Annotated in this window: 17 protein-coding genes; 9 read left to right on the top strand and 8 right to left on the bottom strand. The window is 55.6% G+C overall.

Going from position 1 to position 18,544, the window contains the following annotated elements; all coding sequences use genetic code 11:
- Positions 1-26: 26 nt before the first annotated feature.
- Genes yidC through rpmH form a run of 4 tightly spaced genes read right to left on the bottom strand, consistent with a single transcriptional unit; the run spans position 27 to position 2,406 of the window.
- Complete coding sequence (yidC, locus tag M2407_RS23530; RefSeq protein WP_020837770.1) at positions 27-1,664, bottom strand: membrane protein insertase YidC; 1,638 nt, start codon at positions 1,662-1,664, stop codon at positions 27-29.
- A 2-nt stretch (positions 1,665-1,666) separates the two neighbouring features.
- Complete coding sequence (yidD, locus tag M2407_RS23525) at positions 1,667-1,924, bottom strand: membrane protein insertion efficiency factor YidD (protein ID WP_012004505.1); 258 nt, start codon at positions 1,922-1,924, stop codon at positions 1,667-1,669.
- The gene (gene rnpA / locus M2407_RS23520; protein WP_004950547.1) at positions 1,888-2,247 is read right to left on the bottom strand and encodes a ribonuclease P protein component; all 360 of its coding nucleotides are present in this window, start codon (positions 2,245-2,247) and stop codon (positions 1,888-1,890) included. The genes yidD and rnpA overlap by 37 nt, the downstream gene beginning before the upstream one ends.
- Positions 2,248-2,265: 18 nt before the next feature.
- Positions 2,266-2,406, bottom strand: a complete 141-nt coding sequence (gene rpmH, locus M2407_RS23515; protein ID WP_003849659.1) for a 50S ribosomal protein L34 — start codon at positions 2,404-2,406, stop codon at positions 2,266-2,268.
- Positions 2,407-3,087: 681 nt separating this feature from the next.
- Between rpmH and dnaA the strand changes: the two genes are divergently transcribed.
- The 5 genes from dnaA to yidA all read left to right on the top strand — a co-directional run bounded on the left by dnaA (position 3,088) and on the right by yidA (position 10,203).
- Positions 3,088-4,485: a chromosomal replication initiator protein DnaA gene (dnaA, locus tag M2407_RS23510; RefSeq protein ID WP_041414068.1), complete on the top strand. Its 1,398-nt coding sequence runs from the start codon at positions 3,088-3,090 to the stop codon at positions 4,483-4,485.
- 4 nt (positions 4,486-4,489) lie between these two features.
- Positions 4,490-5,590, top strand: a complete 1,101-nt coding sequence (dnaN, locus tag M2407_RS23505; RefSeq protein ID WP_020824632.1) for a DNA polymerase III subunit beta — start codon at positions 4,490-4,492, stop codon at positions 5,588-5,590.
- Positions 5,591-5,745: 155 nt separating this feature from the next.
- Positions 5,746-6,831 (top strand): DNA replication/repair protein RecF, encoded by a 1,086-nt coding sequence (recF, locus tag M2407_RS23500; RefSeq protein ID WP_012004508.1) that lies wholly within the window; start codon positions 5,746-5,748, stop codon positions 6,829-6,831.
- Between the two features lie 18 nt (positions 6,832-6,849).
- Positions 6,850-9,264, top strand: coding sequence for a DNA topoisomerase (ATP-hydrolyzing) subunit B (gyrB, locus tag M2407_RS23495; protein ID WP_020824633.1), 2,415 nt, complete (start codon positions 6,850-6,852; stop codon positions 9,262-9,264).
- 123 nt (positions 9,265-9,387) lie between these two features.
- Complete coding sequence (yidA, locus tag M2407_RS23490; protein ID WP_115057903.1) at positions 9,388-10,203, top strand: sugar-phosphatase; 816 nt, start codon at positions 9,388-9,390, stop codon at positions 10,201-10,203.
- A gap of 43 nt (positions 10,204-10,246) precedes the next feature.
- On the opposite strand, the gene M2407_RS23485 is transcribed toward yidA, so the two are convergent.
- Complete coding sequence (locus M2407_RS23485; RefSeq protein ID WP_122080497.1) at positions 10,247-11,188, bottom strand: ornithine cyclodeaminase family protein; 942 nt, start codon at positions 11,186-11,188, stop codon at positions 10,247-10,249.
- Positions 11,175-12,143: a threonine/serine dehydratase gene (locus M2407_RS23480; protein WP_259220036.1), complete on the bottom strand. Its 969-nt coding sequence runs from the start codon at positions 12,141-12,143 to the stop codon at positions 11,175-11,177. The genes M2407_RS23485 and M2407_RS23480 overlap by 14 nt, the downstream gene beginning before the upstream one ends.
- A 171-nt stretch (positions 12,144-12,314) precedes the next feature.
- Here M2407_RS23480 and M2407_RS23475 point away from each other — a divergent pair, with 171 nt between their 5' ends.
- Positions 12,315-13,595 carry a DUF3748 domain-containing protein gene (locus M2407_RS23475; RefSeq protein ID WP_187962083.1) on the top strand — a complete coding sequence of 427 codons (1,281 nt, stop codon included), beginning with the start codon at positions 12,315-12,317 and terminating at the stop codon, positions 13,593-13,595.
- Between the two features lie 36 nt (positions 13,596-13,631).
- Here M2407_RS23475 and M2407_RS23470 read toward each other — a convergent pair whose 3' ends face one another.
- Positions 13,632-13,976, bottom strand: a complete 345-nt coding sequence (locus M2407_RS23470; RefSeq protein WP_041414075.1) for a YceK/YidQ family lipoprotein — start codon at positions 13,974-13,976, stop codon at positions 13,632-13,634.
- A 303-nt stretch (positions 13,977-14,279) separates the two neighbouring features.
- Here M2407_RS23470 and ibpA point away from each other — a divergent pair, with 303 nt between their 5' ends.
- The 3 genes from ibpA (at position 14,280) to M2407_RS23455 (ending at position 17,133) form a co-directional block, all read left to right on the top strand.
- Positions 14,280-14,693: a small heat shock chaperone IbpA gene (gene ibpA / locus M2407_RS23465; protein ID WP_020824646.1), complete on the top strand. Its 414-nt coding sequence runs from the start codon at positions 14,280-14,282 to the stop codon at positions 14,691-14,693.
- 128 nt (positions 14,694-14,821) lie between these two features.
- Positions 14,822-15,250, top strand: coding sequence for a small heat shock chaperone IbpB (gene ibpB / locus M2407_RS23460; RefSeq protein ID WP_020824647.1), 429 nt, complete (start codon positions 14,822-14,824; stop codon positions 15,248-15,250).
- Positions 15,251-15,474: 224 nt separating this feature from the next.
- The gene (locus M2407_RS23455) at positions 15,475-17,133 is read left to right on the top strand and encodes a putative transporter (protein ID WP_020824648.1); all 1,659 of its coding nucleotides are present in this window, start codon (positions 15,475-15,477) and stop codon (positions 17,131-17,133) included.
- Positions 17,134-17,169: 36 nt separating this feature from the next.
- On the opposite strand, the gene M2407_RS23450 is transcribed toward M2407_RS23455, so the two are convergent.
- Positions 17,170-18,423 carry a valine--pyruvate transaminase gene (locus M2407_RS23450; RefSeq protein ID WP_041415136.1) on the bottom strand — a complete coding sequence of 418 codons (1,254 nt, stop codon included), beginning with the start codon at positions 18,421-18,423 and terminating at the stop codon, positions 17,170-17,172.
- Between the last annotated feature and the right edge of the window lie 121 nt (positions 18,424-18,544).

Here is an 18,544-nt window from a genome sequence, read left to right as displayed (position 1 = left end):
CAGCGCGCCGAACCCCTACAATACGCTTAGGTCTTTTTCTTGTCGCGGCTGTGCAGGCCACGTTTTTCCAGGCCGCGGTAAATCAGCTGCTGCTGGAGGATGGTCACCAGGTTACTGACGATGTAGTACAGCACCAGACCTGACGGGAACCACAGGAAGAACACTGTGAAGATCACCGGCATAAAGGTCATGATTTTCTGCTGCATCGGGTCAGTGACGGTGGTTGGCGACATCTTCTGGATGAAGAACATCGTCACGCCCATCAGGATTGGCAAGATGTAGTACGGGTCTTGCGCCGACAGGTCATGGATCCACAGGGCGAACGGCGCATGGCGCAGCTCAACCGAGCCCATCAACATGTAGTACAGCGCCAGGAAGATTGGCATCTGGATAACCAGCGGCAAACACCCACCCAACGGGTTCACTTTCTCAGACTTGTACAGCGCCATCATTTCCTGGCTCATGCGCTGTTTGTCATCACCGATACGCTCACGCATCGCCTGCAGTTTTGGCTGCAGCATGCGCATTTTGGCCATCGAGGTGTACTGCGCTTTGGTCAGCGGGTACATGATGCCACGCACGATGAAGGTGATGATGATAATTGAGAAGCCCCAGTTACCGATAAAGCCGTGGATAAACTTCAGCAATTTGAACAGCGGCTGAGAGATGAACCACAACCAACCGTAATCCACGGTCAGATCCAGGTGCGGCGCCAGTTGGGCCATCTGGTCTTGCAGTTCCGGACCCACCCACAGGGTGGCATTCAGCTGCTGCTGCGCACCAGGCTGCACCACTACCGGAGTAGATTTGAAGCCAATGGTGGACAGGTTATCGCCAGGCTTGGCGGTATAGAAGGTGTTGCTGCCTTGAGTTGCCGGCACCCATGCGGTGGCGAAGTACTGTTGCAGCATGGCAACCCAACCGCCCTGCGTGGTGACACTCAGGTTTTCGTCCTTATCGAACGCATACTTCTGGTATTTGTCTTCGCTGGAAGAGTACGCCGCGCCACGGAAGGTGTGCAGAGCGAAGTTGTTGCTGCCGGTGTCACGGTGCTTAGGCAGCTCGGTCGTCTGCTTCAGTTGGCCGAACAGGGTCAGTTCCAGCGGGGTGGTGCCTTTGTTGTCGACGTTGTAGTCAACAGCAACCGCGTAATGATTACGCTTGAGCACGAAAGTCTTGGTGTAGATAGCGCCGTCTTTACCGGTAAAGGTCAGCGGAATGCGCAGCTCTTCCTGGCCTTCCGGCAGGGTGTAGCTGTCCTGCGCCGCCTGGAACAGAGGACGTTCGCCGTTTGCCGGGTTATCCGGGCCGTTTCTGCCGGTCAGGCCGCTTTGCGCCTGATAAACAAATGACGGTGTGGTTTCCAGCAGTTGGAATGGCGTCGATGAACCCAGAGTGTCCGGGTAAGCCAACAGTTTAGCCTGCTCGATATCACCACCACGGGTGTTGATGGTCAGCGACAGCACGTCAGTATTAACGGTAATCAGTTTACCCTGACCACTGGCTGGAACTGCTGAGCTTGCGGCATCACCGGTAGCAGTGTTCGAAGTCTGTTGCGTGGTCTGGGCGACTGGTTGCGGAGCATTGTCCGTTTGCCAGGCTTGCCAGATCATGAAAGACACGAACAGCAGAGCGATGAGGAGAAGATTGCGTTGCGAATCCATCGTTAGTGTTCTCTGTTATCGTCGGGTTTCGGCGGCACGGGATCATCGCCACCTGGGTTCAAGGGGTGGCATTTTAATACGCGTTTCAATGCTAACCAACTGCCTTTTATCATGCCAAACCTGCTTAATGCCTCAATTGCGTAATGAGAGCATGTCGGCTGGAAGCGACAACGAGGCCCAAGCAGCGGACTGATGACGAGCTGGTAAGCCCGCACCAGCCCGATCAGGATGCGGGAGCCTGGCGACAGTGGCGACGCCATAATTTTTCCAAAGCTTCCGTCAGCGCGCGGTTATCCAAATCCGCTATCCCTTTTTTGGCCACCACGACAAAATCCATCGCCGGTAACTCGTGCTGACGTAAACGGAAGCTTTCGCGGGTTAGGCGTTTGATCCGATTGCGTTCATGCGCGCGTTTGACGTGTTTTTTGGCGACGGTAAGACCGATGCGGGGATGCCCCAGCTGGTTCAGGCGGCCGAGGATGGTGATTTGCGGCGTGCCAGCCCGTTGTGGCTGCTGGAAGACGAAAGTGAAATGAGTGGGAGTTAACAAACGTAACTCCCTGGGAAAAGCTAGCTTAACCACTCAGCGGGTTAGCTTTTATTACTTAGAAACAGTCAGACGAGAACGGCCTTTCGCACGACGGCGGGCCAGAACTTGACGACCATTTTTGGTGGCCATACGAGCACGGAAACCGTGGCTACGGTTGCGCTTCAATACGGACGGTTGGAAAGTGCGTTTCATGGCGATTTCTACCTAAACTTAAATAATTACTGATCAGTAAACGCGTTTGGCTATTCGGCGTGAAGACGACCGACGCCTCAATCGCAATATATAAAGAAGCGGGATTGTAATAATTGTACAGTCCTGAGTCAATTCACATCGCGCTAGCCTACCTGGTTGTCTGCCAATACGGAGTAAAATCCGGTCTTGGCCCGTGGTCACCGCAGAATCCTGTCTGGTTAATGACACACCATTAAGGAACCAGGTACACACGTAGGGCGAAGATTATACGGACTCGGGGGTAAATCGCAAGGATCCCGACGCGATCCTTGTGGTTAAAGCCAAGGATCCGACGTGGATAACAGGGTATAACCGGTTGACAATGTAAAAAATACCGTTCATCAGGCGGGATTTCGCCTGCAATTTGGCGTGGCTGGCGAAAAGATCGCCGCAGGCCGGGGCCTGTGGATAAAATGGATCTAATCTGTGATGAAGGGGAGGATCTCTTGCGCGGATTGCGCTATGATCCGTCATTCCGATCGCGATCTCTCAAGCGGGGATCGTGAGGGACATAAACCGTGAAAGGCGGTTCGCATCCCCCACAGGCAAACAGCCGATGCCGGGTATGTGTCAAAAATCATGAGTTATAAAAAATTAGCCTGATTCTTTTCTTTTATTGATCTTGTTCGAGTGGAGTCCGCCGTGTCACTTTCGCTTTGGCAGCAGTGTCTTGCCCGATTGCAGGATGAGTTACCTGCCACAGAATTTAGTATGTGGATACGCCCATTGCAGGCGGAACTGAGTGACAACACCCTGGCGCTTTATGCGCCCAATCGTTTTGTGCTGGATTGGGTTCGCGATAAGTACTTAAACAATATCAATGGCCTGTTGAATGATTTCTGCGGTACGGATGCCCCTTTGCTGCGTTTTGAAGTGGGCAGCAAACCGATCTCCCAAATCATCAGCCAGACCGTTACCGCCAGCGTGAGTGCAAGCGCACCCAGCGCACCGGTAGCGCGCGCCGTGGCGCCGTCCCGCCCCAGTTGGGACAACGCGGCTCCTCAGCCTGAACTTTCCTACCGCTCCAACGTTAACCCAAAGCATACCTTTGATAACTTTGTTGAGGGTAAATCCAACCAGTTGGCGCGCGCGGCGGCCCGCCAGGTGGCGGATAACCCGGGCGGCGCCTATAACCCGCTGTTCCTGTATGGCGGCACCGGCCTGGGTAAAACTCACCTGTTGCACGCGGTAGGCAACGGCATCATGGCCCGCAAGGCCAACGCCAAAGTGGTCTATATGCACTCTGAACGCTTCGTTCAGGACATGGTCAAAGCCTTGCAGAACAATGCCATTGAAGAATTTAAGCGTTATTACCGCTCGGTCGATGCGCTGCTGATCGATGACATCCAATTTTTTGCCAATAAAGAGCGTTCGCAGGAAGAGTTCTTCCATACCTTTAACGCCCTGTTGGAAGGCAATCAGCAGATTATCCTGACCTCAGACCGCTACCCGAAAGAGATTAACGGCGTGGAAGATCGCCTGAAGTCGCGCTTCGGTTGGGGGCTGACGGTGGCGATCGAGCCGCCTGAGCTGGAAACCCGCGTGGCGATCCTGATGAAAAAGGCCGACGAGAACGATATCCGTCTGCCGGGCGAAGTGGCGTTCTTTATCGCCAAGCGCCTGCGTTCCAACGTGCGTGAGCTCGAAGGGGCGCTGAACCGCGTGATTGCCAACGCAAACTTTACCGGCCGTGCCATTACCATTGATTTCGTGCGTGAAGCGCTGCGCGATCTGCTGGCTCTGCAGGAAAAGCTGGTCACCATCGATAATATTCAAAAGACGGTGGCGGAATACTATAAAATTAAAGTCGCGGATTTGTTGTCCAAGCGGCGTTCGCGTTCCGTTGCCCGCCCGCGCCAAATGGCGATGGCATTGGCAAAAGAACTCACCAACCACAGCCTGCCAGAAATCGGCGATGCGTTTGGTGGCCGCGACCATACCACGGTGTTGCACGCCTGCCGGAAGATTGAGCAGCTGCGTGAGGAAAGTCACGACATCAAAGAAGATTTCTCCAATTTAATCAGAACATTATCTTCCTAGCGCTATGAAATTTATCGTTGAACGTGAGCATCTGCTAAAACCGCTGCAACAGGTGAGCAGCCCGCTGGGCGGCCGCCCAACCTTGCCAATTCTGGGTAACCTGCTGTTGCAGGTGACGGAAGGCTCCCTGCTGCTGACCGGCACCGATCTGGAGATGGAGATGGTGGCGCGCGTTGCCCTGTCCCAGCCCCATGAAGCGGGCGCGACTACCGTCCCCGCGCGTAAATTCTTTGATATCTGCCGTGGTCTGCCTGAAGGGGCCGAGATCACCGTAACGCTTGAAAGCGAGCGCATGCTGGTGCGTTCCGGCCGCAGCCGCTTCTCACTTTCTACGTTGCCGGCGGCGGATTTCCCGAACCTGGACGACTGGCAGAGCGAAGTTGAATTTTCGCTGCCACAGGCAACGCTGAAGCGCCTGATTGAAGCTACGCAGTTCTCGATGGCTCATCAGGACGTGCGTTACTACTTAAACGGTATGCTGTTCGAAACCGAAGGGGAAGAGCTGCGTACCGTGGCGACCGACGGTCACCGCCTGGCGGTATGTTCGATGCCGATCGGCCAGGAATTGCCGTCGCATTCGGTGATTGTGCCGCGTAAAGGCGTGATGGAGCTGGTGCGTCTGCTGGACGGTGGCGAGACCTTGTTGCAACTGCAGATCGGCAGCAACAACATTCGCGCTCACGTTGGTGACTTTATCTTCACCTCCAAGCTGGTTGACGGCCGTTTCCCTGATTATCGCCGCGTATTGCCGAAGAACCCGGACAAAACGCTGGAAGCCGGCTGCGACTTGCTCAAGCAGGCGTTTGCCCGCGCGGCCATTTTGTCGAACGAAAAGTTCCGCGGCGTGCGCCTGTACGTTAGCCAGAACCAGCTCAAGATCACCGCCAACAATCCGGAACAGGAAGAAGCGGAAGAGATCCTCGATGTCAGCTACGACGGCACCGAGATGGAAATTGGTTTTAACGTCAGTTACGTGCTGGATGTTTTGAACGCGCTCAAGTGTGAAGATGTGCGTCTGCTGCTGACCGACTCGGTTTCCAGCGTGCAGATCGAAGACGGCGCCAGTAAGTCTGCTGCTTACGTCGTCATGCCAATGCGGCTGTAGAATTTATCGGGCTATCTTACTTGCCCCTTTGCGATTGGGCAGTGCTCGCAATCCTCACGTACTCTGTGTACGCTCCGGTTGCTGTGCGCTGGCCGCACGCAAAGGGTCTGCGACAATAACGCCCTGGGCTGTTCGATGATTAAGATAACTGCAGCATGGCATTAACGCGTTTACTGATTAAAGACTTCCGCAATATAGAAGCGGCGGATTTGGCGCTGGCGCCGGGATTCAACTTCCTGGTTGGCGCTAACGGCAGCGGGAAAACCAGCGTGCTTGAGGCGGTGTATACCCTTGGGCACGGGCGTGCGTTTCGCAGCCTGCAGGCCGGCCGGGTGATCCGCCACGACCAGCCGGAGTTCATTTTGCACGGCCGTATTGACGGTGCAGAACGTGAAATATCCGTAGGATTAAGCAAGAGCCGTCAGGGTGACAGCAAGGTACGCATCGATGGCAGCGACGGCCACAAAGTGGCTGAACTGGCGCAGTTATTGCCGATGCAACTGATCACCCCCGAAGGTTTTACCCTGCTAAACGGCGGGCCGAAATTCCGGCGCGCCTTCCTGGACTGGGGCTGTTTTCATAACGAACCCGGTTTTTTCACCGCCTGGAGCAACCTGAAACGGTTACTGAAGCAGCGCAATGCCGCGCTGCGCCAGGTCAGTCGCTATGCGCAAATCCGCGCCTGGGATCAGGAACTGATCCCGTTGGCAGAGCGCATCAGCGAGTGGCGGGCAGCTTACAGCGACGCGATTGCCGCGGATATTACCGCGACGTGCGCGCAGTTTTTGCCCGAATTTGCCCTGAGTTTCTCTTTCCAGCGCGGCTGGGACAAAGAGAGCGACTACGGAGAGCTGCTGGAGCGCCAGTTTGAGCGCGACAGGGCGTTAACCTATACCGCGGTGGGGCCGCATAAGGCGGACTTCCGCATTCGTGCCGACGGCACGCCGGTAGAGGATTTGTTATCGCGCGGTCAGCTTAAATTGCTGATGTGCGCATTGCGCTTAGCGCAGGGTGAGTTTCTCACCCGGCAGAGCGGGCGGCGTTGCCTGTATCTGATTGATGATTTTGCCTCCGAGCTGGACACCGGCCGTCGCCGGTTGCTGGCCGATCGCCTGAAAGCCACCCAGGCCCAGGTCTTTGTCAGTGCCGTGAGCGCTGAACAAGTGACCGATATGGCCGGTGAAAAGGGCAAGATGTTCCGCGTGGAACAAGGTAAAATAGAGGTTCAACCACAGGACTAAAATGAGCGAGAAACGTTGATGTCGAATTCTTATGACTCCTCAAGTATCAAGGTATTAAAAGGGCTGGACGCGGTGCGTAAGCGCCCGGGCATGTATATCGGCGACACCGATGATGGCACCGGTCTGCACCACATGGTATTCGAGGTTGTGGACAACGCTATCGACGAAGCACTCGCTGGCCACTGTAGTGACATTCAGGTGACCATCCATGCCGACAATTCCGTTTCGGTACAGGATGATGGCCGCGGTATCCCGACCGGTATTCACGAAGAGGAAGGGGTTTCCGCAGCACAGGTGATCATGACCGTGCTGCATGCCGGCGGCAAATTTGATGACAACTCCTACAAGGTCTCCGGCGGTCTGCACGGCGTGGGCGTCTCCGTTGTTAACGCCCTGTCTGAGAAGCTGGAACTGGTGATCCGTCGTGAAGGCAAGGTGCATGAGCAAACCTATGCCATGGGCGAGCCATTGTCGCCGCTGAAAGTGGTCGGTGAAACCGATCAGACCGGCACCACGGTCCGTTTCTGGCCGAGCTATGAAACCTTCACCAACAATACCGAATTTGAGTACGACATTCTGGCCAAGCGCCTGCGCGAACTCTCTTTCCTGAACTCCGGCGTGTCTATCCGCCTGAAAGACAAACGTACCGACAAAGAAGACCACTTCCACTACGAAGGCGGTATCAAGGCGTTTGTTGAATATCTGAACAAGAACAAAACCCCGATCCACCCGAACGTGTTCTACTTCTCGACCGTCAAAGACGACATCGGTGTGGAAGTGGCGCTGCAGTGGAACGACGGTTTCCAGGAAAACATCTACTGCTTCACCAACAACATCCCGCAGCGTGACGGCGGTACCCATCTGGTCGGTTTCCGTACCGCGATGACCCGTACCCTGAACAGCTACATGGATAAAGAAGGCTACAGCAAAAAGGCCAAAATCAGCGCCACCGGCGACGATGCGCGTGAAGGTCTGATTGCCGTGGTTTCGGTGAAGGTGCCTGATCCGAAGTTCTCTTCTCAGACCAAAGACAAGCTGGTGTCTTCCGAGGTGAAAACCGCGGTTGAAACGCTGATGAACGAGAAGCTGGTCGATTATCTGATGGAAAACCCGGGCGATGCGAAAATCGTCGTCGGTAAAATCATCGACGCAGCGCGTGCTCGTGAAGCGGCGCGTAAAGCGCGTGAAATGACCCGCCGTAAGGGCGCGCTGGATCTGGCCGGCCTGCCGGGCAAACTGGCGGACTGCCAGGAACGTGATCCTGCGCTGTCTGAACTGTACCTGGTGGAAGGGGACTCAGCGGGCGGCTCTGCCAAGCAGGGACGTAACCGTAAGAACCAGGCAATCCTGCCGTTGAAAGGTAAAATCCTCAACGTAGAGAAGGCGCGCTTCGACAAGATGCTGTCTTCGCAGGAAGTGGCGACGTTGATCACCGCGCTGGGCTGCGGCATTGGCCGTGACGAGTACAACCCGGACAAACTGCGCTATCACAGCATCATCATCATGACCGATGCCGACGTCGACGGCTCGCACATCCGTACGCTGCTGTTGACCTTCTTCTACCGTCAGATGCCGGAAATCATTGAGCGCGGCCACGTGTTCATTGCTCAGCCGCCTTTGTACAAGGTGAAAAAAGGCAAGCAGGAACAGTACATCAAAGATGACGAGGCGATGGATCAATACCAAATCGCCATCGCGATGGACGGCGCAACCCTGCACACCAACGCCAGCGCCCCGGCACTGGGCGGTGAGCAACTGGAAAAACTGGTTGCCGAACACTACAGCGTGCAGAAGCTGATCGGTCGTATGGAGCGTCGCTACCCGCGCGCGCTGCTGAACAACCTGATCTACCAGCCGACTCTGCAGGAAGAAGACCTGAGCGATCAGTCCAAGGTTAAGACCTGGATTGATTCTCTGGTGAAACTGCTGAACGACAAAGAGCAGCACGGCAGCAGCTATGACTCGGTGATCTTCGAGAACCGCGAGCGCCAGATGTTTGAGCCGGTGCTGCGCATTCGTACCCACGGTGTGGATACCGATTACGCGCTGGACTTCGACTTCATCCACGGTGGCGAGTACCGCAAAATCTGCGTGCTGGGCGAGAAACTGCGCGGCCTGATCGAAGAGGGTGCCTTCATCGAACGTGGTGAGCGCCGTCAGCCGATTGAAAGTTTCGAGCAGGCATTGGAGTGGCTGGTGAAAGAGTCACGTCGCGGCCTGGCGGTACAACGCTATAAAGGTCTGGGCGAGATGAACCCAGAGCAGCTGTGGGAAACCACCATGGATCCGGAAAGCCGCCGTATGCTGCGCGTGACCGTGAAGGACGCCATTGCTGCAGACCAATTGTTCACCACCCTGATGGGTGATGCGGTCGAACCTCGTCGTGCCTTTATCGAAGAAAATGCCCTGAAAGCGGCAAATATCGATATCTAACGCATTGATGACTGTGAAAATCCGCGCCGGGCAACCCGCGCGGATTTTTTTACGCCGTTTTTGACGCTGACACGGCGGGCTGAAACGCGTTAGCATGGAAAAAAACCACTGGGAGAGGATCGAATGGCTATTGAACTGATTGCGATTGATATGGACGGCACGCTGCTCAACCCGCAGCACCAAATTACGCCGGCGGTAAAGCAGGCAATCACCGAGGCGCGCCGCAAAGGGGTGCATGTGGTGCTGGCCACCGGGCGGCCTTACGTCGGCGTGCAAGACTATCTGCGTCAGTTGGACATTCAGGGACCTGGTGATTTTTGTATTACCTATAACGGTGCGCTGGTTTTGAAGGCGGTAGATGGTGCCTGCATCCTGCAGGAAACGCTGGGCTTTGAGGATTATCTCTACTTCGAGCAGATGGCGCGCGAACTCGGCGTTCACTATCAGGCGTTTGATTTCGATACGTTGTATACACCGAACAAAGATATCGGCAAATACACCGTGCACGAATCGGAGATGACCGGCATTCCGCTCAAGTACCGCAGCGTGGAAGAGATGGATCCGGCGATCCGTTTCCCTAAGTTGATGATGGTTGACGAGCCTGAGCTGTTGGATCGTGCCATCGCCCGCATCCCGGCTGAAACGCGGGAGCGTTATACCATCCTGAAAAGCGCGCCGTATTTCCTGGAGATCCTGCATAAGAATGTGGATAAAGGGACCGGCGTGAAAATGCTGGCCGATCATCTTGGTATTGCACAGCAAAACGTGATGACGTTGGGCGATCAAGCCAACGACACCGCAATGATCGAGTATGCCGGCGTTGGCGTGGCCATGGGCAATGCCATTGAGGAACTGAAGGCGGTGGCGCAGTTTGTGACCACCACCAATACCGAAGACGGCGTGGCACGCGCCATCGAGAAATTTGTGCTGAATGCCTAACGTTGTTTTGCATCAGGGGGCGCAGTTGCGCCCCTTAATCCCGTTATAACCGCGCTAAAATTCCCTTCACAATCTGCACATCCTGAATCGCCAAGCCGGTCAGATCGGCCAGGGTGATTTGCTCCGGATCGCTGCGCACCTTCTTTCCTTGCGCCAGAACGGTACCTAATTCGACGAGGGGTATCGAAGCCAACAATCCCTGCCGATAAGCCATGGCGATTTCGCCGTATTCTGTACATTGAGATACAGAGTCTGCCAGCAACACATCCGCCCTGGCCACCAGACCGCTCTCCAGTTCCTGCTTGCCATGGGAATCGGCGCCTACCGCGGTGATGTGGGTGCCGGGCCGAATATCCGTCGCCCGCAGAATCGGCTCTCGGCTGGGCGTGGTGGTGATAATCAACCGGCAGTGTGCCGCCAGTTCTGCCGCATCCTGGGTTGTATGCACCCGAAATCCTTCGGCCTCGGCACTGTGGCGGTAGGCTTGCAGCGCCGACTCGTTGCGGCCCCATACCCAGACTTCACGGCAGGCGGTCAGAGGTTTTAGCTGTTGCAACTGCAGCAGGGCCTGCATGCCGCAGCCGACGATACCTATGGCCGGGATCTCCGTCGGTGCGCACAGTTCGGCGACGATGCGCCCGGCCAGAGCGGTGCGTAATGCGGTTAACCAGCCTTCGTCCAGCAACAACGCCTGCGGTTCACCGGTTTGTGCTGAGAAAGCCATCATCAGCCCTTGATTGCTGGCCAACCCCTGCGCTGGATTACGGTAAAAACCGGAGGAAACCTTGAGGACAAACTGCTCGTCTCCTTCCAGCCACGCCGATTTAATACAGCAGTCGCCGGCTGCCTGCTCAAACAGAAAATGTTGTACCGGCGGTTGCTGTACCTGCCGTTTTGAATAGGCAATAAACCCTTCTTTTAGCAGTAACGTGGTGGCATCTGCGTCGAAAGCTTCAAGTATCTGCCTTTTGTTAAGGATTTTCATCGGCGATCGCCTTGAGGTATTTCTCCAGCACGATGTTTTTTCCGCACAGGACGACGGCCACTTTTTTCCCCTGAAATTCCGGTGCCAGCTTAATGGCGGCGGCTAAGGCTACCCCGGCCGCCCCTTCGATAATCCAGCGATCGCTGACGGCAATTTGGCGCATAGCCTGCTTGATTTCAGTTTCACTGACCAAGACTTTTCGGTCGATCAACTGCTGACACAGAGGGAAGGTAATAGCACCGGGCTCCACGCCCCCGGCAGTGCCGTCGGACAGGGTATCTTGCTCTTCCACCGGGAAAATGTGGCCGGCTTCCAATGCGCAGTACATGCTGGTGGCGTTTTCCGGCCAACAGGCAATTAGCTGCGTTTTAGGCGATAGTTGCTGCAAAACGCTGCCAATGCCCGAAATATAGCCGCCACCCCCCACCGCGACAAACACCGCATCCAAATCCGGCTGTTGTTCGACCAGCTCCATGCCGCAGGTCCCCTGACCGGCGATGACCTGCTCGTCATTATAGGGAGAGACATAAACCTTCCCTTGTTCCTGCGCCGCCTTTTCCCCCGCCTGCTCGGCATTTAGCGCATCGCCCGCCACCAGCTCTACCTGGGCGCCCAGAGCGCGAATGGTGTCGAGTTTTATCGCCGCTGCCGTCTCCGGGGCATAAACCTTGACCTCAACGCCCATCAACTTTCCCGCCAGCGCCATCGCCTGGCCATGATTGCCGCTGGAGGCGGCGATCACTCCGCGTTGGCGTTGCTCTTCACTCAGTAGCCGCAGTTTATTACTGGCGCCGCGAAACTTAAAAGAGCCGGTAGGCTGCAGGTGGTCGCATTTCAGGAACAGTTCGCAACCCAAGCGTTGCGACAACAGTACGCTGCGTTCCAGTGGGGTGACGCGAACCTGTGGGCGCAATTGTTGGTGGGCGGAAACAATTGCATCGAATAAGTGGCTCATGACGGCTCCAGTAAAGAAGATGATGTAGACTTTAAAATCCAGTTTGTACTTTTTAGTCTTTTATGTAAACCCCTATCTGTCTATGGGAGAGTATGTCGATGGGTGATGTGAAACGCGTCGGGTGATCCGGTAAGATGGCGGCTCAGTGCCAGCATGCGCAGGAGAGCCGCCATGAGCCATCGGGAAAAACAGCTGACTTTTGACCCACGTGGGCATCAGTTAACCAATATTAATGTCTGGACGCCGGACAGCCAGTGGCTGGCTTACGACGTACGCCCGAACGGTGCCTCCTTCACCGGTCTGAGCATCGAGCGGGTGAATGTCGATACCGGCGTAGTCGAAGTCGTGTATCGCGCCCAACAGGGCGCCCACGTTGGTGTAGTGACCGTCAGCCCGGATGAACCCGCCCGCTATGCTTTCATTCATGGGCCTGAACACCCGGACAGCGTCTGGCATTACGATTTTCACCATCGCCGCGGGGTGATCGTCAGCGAACCCGACCGTGAGCTGGCCATTACCCTTGATGCGATGGACATCACTCCCCCTTATACGCCGGGTGCACTGCGTGGCGGCACTCACGTACACGTGTTCAGCCCGGACGGCAGCCGCCTGAGCTTTACCTATAACGACCACGTCATGCACGAACTGGATCGGGCGCAGGACCTGCGTAACGTTGGCGTGGCCGTACCGTTACAGGGAGTGAACCCGCCGAAGCAGCATCCTCGTGAATATGACGGCAGCCATTACTGCGTGCTGGTGAGCGAGACTACGCCACAACCCCAACCCGGCAGCGATCAGATTAACCGCGCCTATGAAGAGGGCTGGGTCGGGCAAAGGGGCTATGTACGGCCCGATGGGCGTCAGCAGCGCTGGGCGCTGGCATTTATCGGCGACACTCTTTCTCATCACGGTGAAAAGTTGCCGGAAGTATTCATTGTGGATTTGCCGCAGGATGACGCGGATTACGCCAGGGCAGGTTCCCGGCCGCTGCAGGGGACCGCAAACAGCTTGCCTGCGCCACCGCGGGGCGTGCACCAACGGCGGTTGACCTTTACCGGCGAGCGTCGTTATCCAGGCGTGGTAACCGCCCCACGTCACTGGCTGCGCAGCTCGCCCGATGGCAGCATGATTGCCTGTTTAATGAAGGATGATGCGGGTGTGGTACAGCTGTGGACGGTTTCGCCAAACGGCGGTGAACCGCGGCAGGTCACTCGTGGTGAACAGGGGATCCAATCGGCGTTCAGTTGGCACCCACAGGGTGGGCGAATTGCGCTGGTGTGTGACAACAGCCTGATGCTGTGCGAGGTGGCCAGCGGCCGCATGCAGCGCCTGACTCAGCGGACGGCGCTACCCCCATCGGGCGATGCTATCGTATTTTCACCGGATGGAAACAAAGTGGCCTTTATGCGCGAGGTCGACGGATTCAGCCAGATTTTTGTGGTTGAAGCCTGATCGAGGGTGCGGGCGAGAAGCCCGCATCAGAATATTTTACTGGGGTGTGGTCGTAGCGGCATGGGCCGGATCGCCGCTGGCGGCCAGGTTCTGCTCTTCGCCGCGCAAAATACGCGCTTTAGGTGAGTCTGCGGTGCTGTCGCTGCCGGAGCGCATGTAGTCGTAAGGCAGTAATACGGTATCCATCACCGCCGAGAATGGCAGGTCCAACGCCACCAGCGGCATCATTGCCCAGCTGGTATTGTCGTCCTTCAGCATATCCACGCTGGCACGGGTGCCAGGATAGTAACCCTGATTAGGGCCGGTATGGCTCATTACGCTGGAGCAGCCGTTGGTCGCTAACAGCATGCAACTGGTTGCTATGACTCTTATCGTTTTCATTTTCCATCCTGCAGGGTGCTGTTCCCCAAAATCTGCTGATCTATAACATCCTCTGGATGTTTTAAAAGGAGCAAGGACCCGCTCTGTGGCGGTTGTCTCACTTTATTGTAAGGGATAAAAAAACTTTCGCCGAACTGATTGTCATTTTTTTGATCGTGGGCGGTTGAAATGGTGAAAGCGACCCCCATTTTCTTATCAAGGCCAAATTAAGAATTTGCCGTAAGGGAATTCTGGCTATTTAGTCTGTCCATGATGGAAGGCTTAATTATTCAACCTCGCTGAAGTGCCTTAGGAGGCTGTTTTATGCGTAACTTTGATCTTTCACCGCTTTACCGTTCCGCTATTGGGTTTGACCGTTTGTTTAACGCGTTGGAGGCAGGTCAGAGCCAAAGCAATGGCGGTTATCCACCCTATAACGTTGAGCTGGTCGATGAAAATCATTACCGCATTGCGATCGCGGTGGCCGGATTTGCCGAACAGGAGCTGGAAATCACTACCCAGGACAATCTGCTGATAATCCGAGGCGCTCATAATAACGATCCAGCGGAAAGAACCTACTTATATCAAGGTATTGCCGAGCGAAACTTTGAACGTAAATTCCAGTTGGCCGAGCATATCCAAATTAAAGGCGCCAAACTGGAAAACGGGTTGCTGTATATCGATATGGAACGCCTGGTACCGGAAACATTAAAACCGCGTCGTATAGAAATTAAATAATTCATATTTCATCGGCGAAACGTCTCGCTGGTGAAATGTTAATGCCTGCCGACAGGGGGCATACCTTAATTTACCCTATAAATTTCAAGCTACGGGTAAAATCTCGCTTCATAGAAGGAGTTTACATCATGCGTAATTACGATCTTTCACCTTTGCTTCGTCAGTGGATTGGTTTCGACAAATTGGCCAGTTCAATGGGCGGCCAGGAGCCACAGGGGTTCCCGCCTTACAACATAGAGAAAAGCGACGACAACCATTACCGCATTTCTCTGGCGTTAGCCGGGTTTAAACAAAGTGAACTGGATATTGAAGTAGAAGGCCCACGCCTGACCGTACGTGGCAAGCCGACACCGCCAGAAAAACAGGTGGAATATCTGCATCAGGGGCTGGTGTTCAAAGACTTCAACCTGACCTTCACGCTGGCTGAACACCTGCAGGTCTCTGAGGCCAAGTTTGAAAACGGTCTGCTGCATATCGATCTGGTGCGTCATGTCCCAGAAGCTCTGCAGCCACAGCGTATCGCCATCGGTACCACACCGGGGTTGGAATCAAAATAACGCTTTGAAAAATTGATAGTTTTACCTATGCATTTCAGGCCGCAGAGGTTCGTACGGCGGCCTGAAAGAGGAAAGGTATCGACGGGGGAAGTCCAAACGGGCTTCCCCCGTTGCATTATGTGGCTTAACCCACAGTCGCGTTTTCCTACCTATGCCAAAATCCCTGTTAATTGTGTGACTTTGACCGCAAACCGGTTGTTAAACTTCTGGCAAGGATGTGACCTATGAGCGAAATCGCCCTGACCGTCAGTATGTTGGCGTTGGTGGCCGTTCTCGGGCTGTGGATGGGTAACTGGAAGCTGTATGGGGTTGGGTTGGGGATTGGCGGGGTGTTGTTTGGCGGCATTATCGTCGGGCATTTCGCCCAGAGTTGGCAGCTCAGTCTGAATGGCGACATGCTGCACTTCATTCAGGAGTTTGGCCTAATCCTGTTCGTTTACACCATAGGTATTCAGGTCGGGCCCGGTTTCTTCTCTTCTTTGCGGGTGTCCGGGTTGCGGCTCAACGGCTTCGCCATTTTGCTGGTGCTGGTGGGCGGGGTGGTCGCGGCGGTGGTTCACAAGCTGTTTGACGTCCCGCTGCCGATCATTCTTGGCGTGTTCTCCGGTGCCGTCACCAATACTCCCGCACTCGGCGCCGGGCAGCAAATTCTTACCGATTTGGGCTCAGATCCGGCCATGGTCGATCGTATGGGGATGGGCTATGCCATGGCCTATCCGTTCGGTATCTGCGGCATTCTGCTGGTGATGTGGCTGATACGCCTGTTTTTCCGCATCAATATCGAACGGGAGGCTCAGGCTTTTGAAAGCAGCCTGGGCAACCAGCGCGAGCTGCTGCAAACCATGAATATCGCGGTGCGTAACCCGAACCTGCAAGGGATGGCGATCAAGAATGTGCCGCTGCTGAACGGTGAGGATATTATCTGTTCACGCCTGAAACGCGGTGAGTTGCTGATGGTACCGGCGCCGCTCGAGAGGCTGGAGCTGGGCGATTATCTGCATCTGGTGGGCAAACGCGAAAGTCTGGAAAATGCGCGGTTGGTGATTGGTGAAGAGGTCGACGTCTCGCTGTCAACGCGGGGCACGGAACTGCAGGTGGTGAGGGCGGTGGTGACCAATGAGAAAGTTTTGGGCAGCAAAATCCGCGATCTGAACCTGAAGCAAAAGTACGACGTGGTGATCTCGCGCCTCAACCGCGCGGGGGTTGAACTGGTGGCAGGCAGCAATGTAACGCTGCAATTCGGCGACATCCTCAATCTGGTTGGCCGCCCGGAGTCCATCGAGGCGGTGGCGGCCATTGTCGGCAATGCCCAACAGAAGCTGCAGCAGGTGCAAATGCTGCCGGTGTTTATCGGTATCGGTTTGGGGGTACTGTTGGGATCTGTGCCGCTGTTTATTCCGGGTTTTCCCGCTGCGTTGCGCTTGGGCCTGGCCGGTGGGCCGCTGGTTGCGGCCTTGATACTCGGGCGTATCGGTAGCATTGGCAAGCTGTATTGGTTTATGCCGCCCAGCGCTAACCTGGCGTTGCGTGAACTGGGTATCGTGCTATTTCTGGCGGTGGTGGGGCTGAAGTCGGGCGGCAACTTTGTCGATACCCTGATTAATGGCGAAGGGTTGGCGTGGATTGGTTACGGTGCACTGATCACCGCAATTCCGTTGCTCAGCGTTGGCGTATTGGCGCGGATGGTGGGTAAGATGAATTATTTGACGCTGTCCGGCATGCTGGCAGGTTCAATGACCGATCCGCCTGCGCTGGCCTTTGCTAACGGTCTGCACCCGACCAGCGGCGCTGCCGCGCTGTCTTACGCCACGGTATATCCGTTGGCGATGTTCCTGCGCATCATGTCGCCGCAGCTGCTGGCGGTGCTGTTCTGGGCAATGTAAGGCTTTGGGGCGCTGTCTGAGCGCCCCTTATTCAAATCAGCCCGCTTCCTGGTGAGCACGCTCGATCTCTTCCGCCAGTATCGCCACGCCACGTTCAATTTTCTCCGGATCCGGCACGTAGTTCATCCGCATGCACTGATGAGTATGCGGCCATTCATGCTCCAGCCCCGGGAAGAAGTAGTGGCCTGGCACCATCAGCACGCCGCGCTTTTTCAGGCGCTGATACAGCAGCTCGGTGGTGATCGGCAGATCCTTGAACCATAACCACAGGAAAATCGCCCCTTCCGGTTTATGGATCAGGCAGCGTTCCGGCGACAGATAGCGGCGGATAATGCCGATAGTCTGCTCGACGCGCTGCTTGTAGAACGGACGGATCACCTCGTTTGACAGTCGCAACAGGTCGCCACGTTCGATCATTTCCGTTGCCATGGCCGGCCCCATGCTGCCTGGCGACAAGCTGATAATGCCGTTCATGTTGGTCAGGGCGCCGATGGTTTTCTCATCGGCGATCACGATGCCGCAGCGCGAGCCGGGCAGGCCAAGCTTCGACAGGCTCATGCACAGGATAATGTTCGGGTTCCACAGCGGCGTAGCGTCGCTGAAGATAATGCCGGGGAAGGGCACGCCGTAAGCGTTATCGATCACCAGCGGGATATTGCGCTGCTGCGCCAGCCGATCGAGTTTCATCAGCTCTTCGTCGGTGATCACGTTACCGGTCGGGTTGGTTGGGCGCGACACGCAGATCATGCCGATATCGTCGCCAATATTCAGATGTTCGAAGTCAACGTGATACTTGAACTGACCTTCCGGCAGCAGCTCAATGTTGGGCTTGGCCGAAACAAACAGCCCCTCGTCCAACCCGGCATCGGCATAGCCGATATATTCCGGCGCCAACGGAAACAGCACGCGGCGACGGCTGCCGTCGGCATAGCGCCCGGCAAACAGGTTAAACAAGTAGAAAAATGCGCTCTGGCTGCCATTTGTCAGTGCAATGTTCTGTGGCGAGATCTGCCAGCCCAGCTCATCGCGCAGCAAATTAGCCAGCGCTTTCAGCAGGGCGTCTTTGCCCTGCGGGCCGTCATAGTTACACAGCGCCTCGGTCAGTTTGCCCTGATCGAGCATGTCCTGGCACAGTTGTTTGAAGTAGCTTTCCATCTCTGGAATTTGCGCCGGATTACCGCCGCCGAGCATGATGGCACCGGGGGTGCGCAGGCCTTCGTTCAGGTCATCCATTAAACGGGTAATGCCCGCGTAACGGGTAAATTTGTCGCCGAAAAGTGAAAAAGTCATAGGTGCAACTGTATTGTTTTTAGCAGGTAATACCCCACCATACCGCCAGACAATTTCCGGTGCAATGCGGTTCATAAAACAACCACCGGGAGTAAACTTCACCCGATGGTTTTTTAGCAGC

The sequence above is a fragment of the Serratia sp. BIGb0234 genome (assembly GCF_024809915.1).
Lineage (GTDB): Bacteria > Pseudomonadota > Gammaproteobacteria > Enterobacterales > Enterobacteriaceae > Serratia > Serratia liquefaciens.
This window is presented reverse-complemented; position numbering and strand designations above follow the sequence as displayed.

Bases quoted from the DNA above. Each gene is read 5' to 3' on its own strand.
- ibpA (WP_020824646.1), top strand. From the start codon at position 14,280: ATGCGTAACTTTGATCTTTCACCGCTTTACCGTTCCGCTATTGGGTTT.
- M2407_RS23485 (WP_122080497.1), bottom strand. From the start codon at position 11,188: ATGAAAATCCTTAACAAAAGGCAGATACTTGAAGCTTTCGACGCAGAT.
- gyrB (WP_020824633.1), top strand. From the start codon at position 6,850: ATGTCGAATTCTTATGACTCCTCAAGTATCAAGGTATTAAAAGGGCTG.
- yidD (WP_012004505.1), bottom strand. From the start codon at position 1,924: ATGGCGTCGCCACTGTCGCCAGGCTCCCGCATCCTGATCGGGCTGGTG.
- dnaN (WP_020824632.1), top strand. From the start codon at position 4,490: ATGAAATTTATCGTTGAACGTGAGCATCTGCTAAAACCGCTGCAACAG.
- M2407_RS23480 (WP_259220036.1), bottom strand. From the start codon at position 12,143: ATGAGCCACTTATTCGATGCAATTGTTTCCGCCCACCAACAATTGCGC.
- M2407_RS23455 (WP_020824648.1), top strand. From the start codon at position 15,475: ATGAGCGAAATCGCCCTGACCGTCAGTATGTTGGCGTTGGTGGCCGTT.
- M2407_RS23470 (WP_041414075.1), bottom strand. From the start codon at position 13,976: ATGAAAACGATAAGAGTCATAGCAACCAGTTGCATGCTGTTAGCGACC.
- M2407_RS23450 (WP_041415136.1), bottom strand. From the start codon at position 18,423: ATGACTTTTTCACTTTTCGGCGACAAATTTACCCGTTACGCGGGCATT.
- rpmH (WP_003849659.1), bottom strand. From the start codon at position 2,406: ATGAAACGCACTTTCCAACCGTCCGTATTGAAGCGCAACCGTAGCCAC.
- yidC (WP_020837770.1), bottom strand. From the start codon at position 1,664: ATGGATTCGCAACGCAATCTTCTCCTCATCGCTCTGCTGTTCGTGTCT.
- recF (WP_012004508.1), top strand. From the start codon at position 5,746: ATGGCATTAACGCGTTTACTGATTAAAGACTTCCGCAATATAGAAGCG.
- yidA (WP_115057903.1), top strand. From the start codon at position 9,388: ATGGCTATTGAACTGATTGCGATTGATATGGACGGCACGCTGCTCAAC.
- ibpB (WP_020824647.1), top strand. From the start codon at position 14,822: ATGCGTAATTACGATCTTTCACCTTTGCTTCGTCAGTGGATTGGTTTC.
- M2407_RS23475 (WP_187962083.1), top strand. From the start codon at position 12,315: ATGAGCCATCGGGAAAAACAGCTGACTTTTGACCCACGTGGGCATCAG.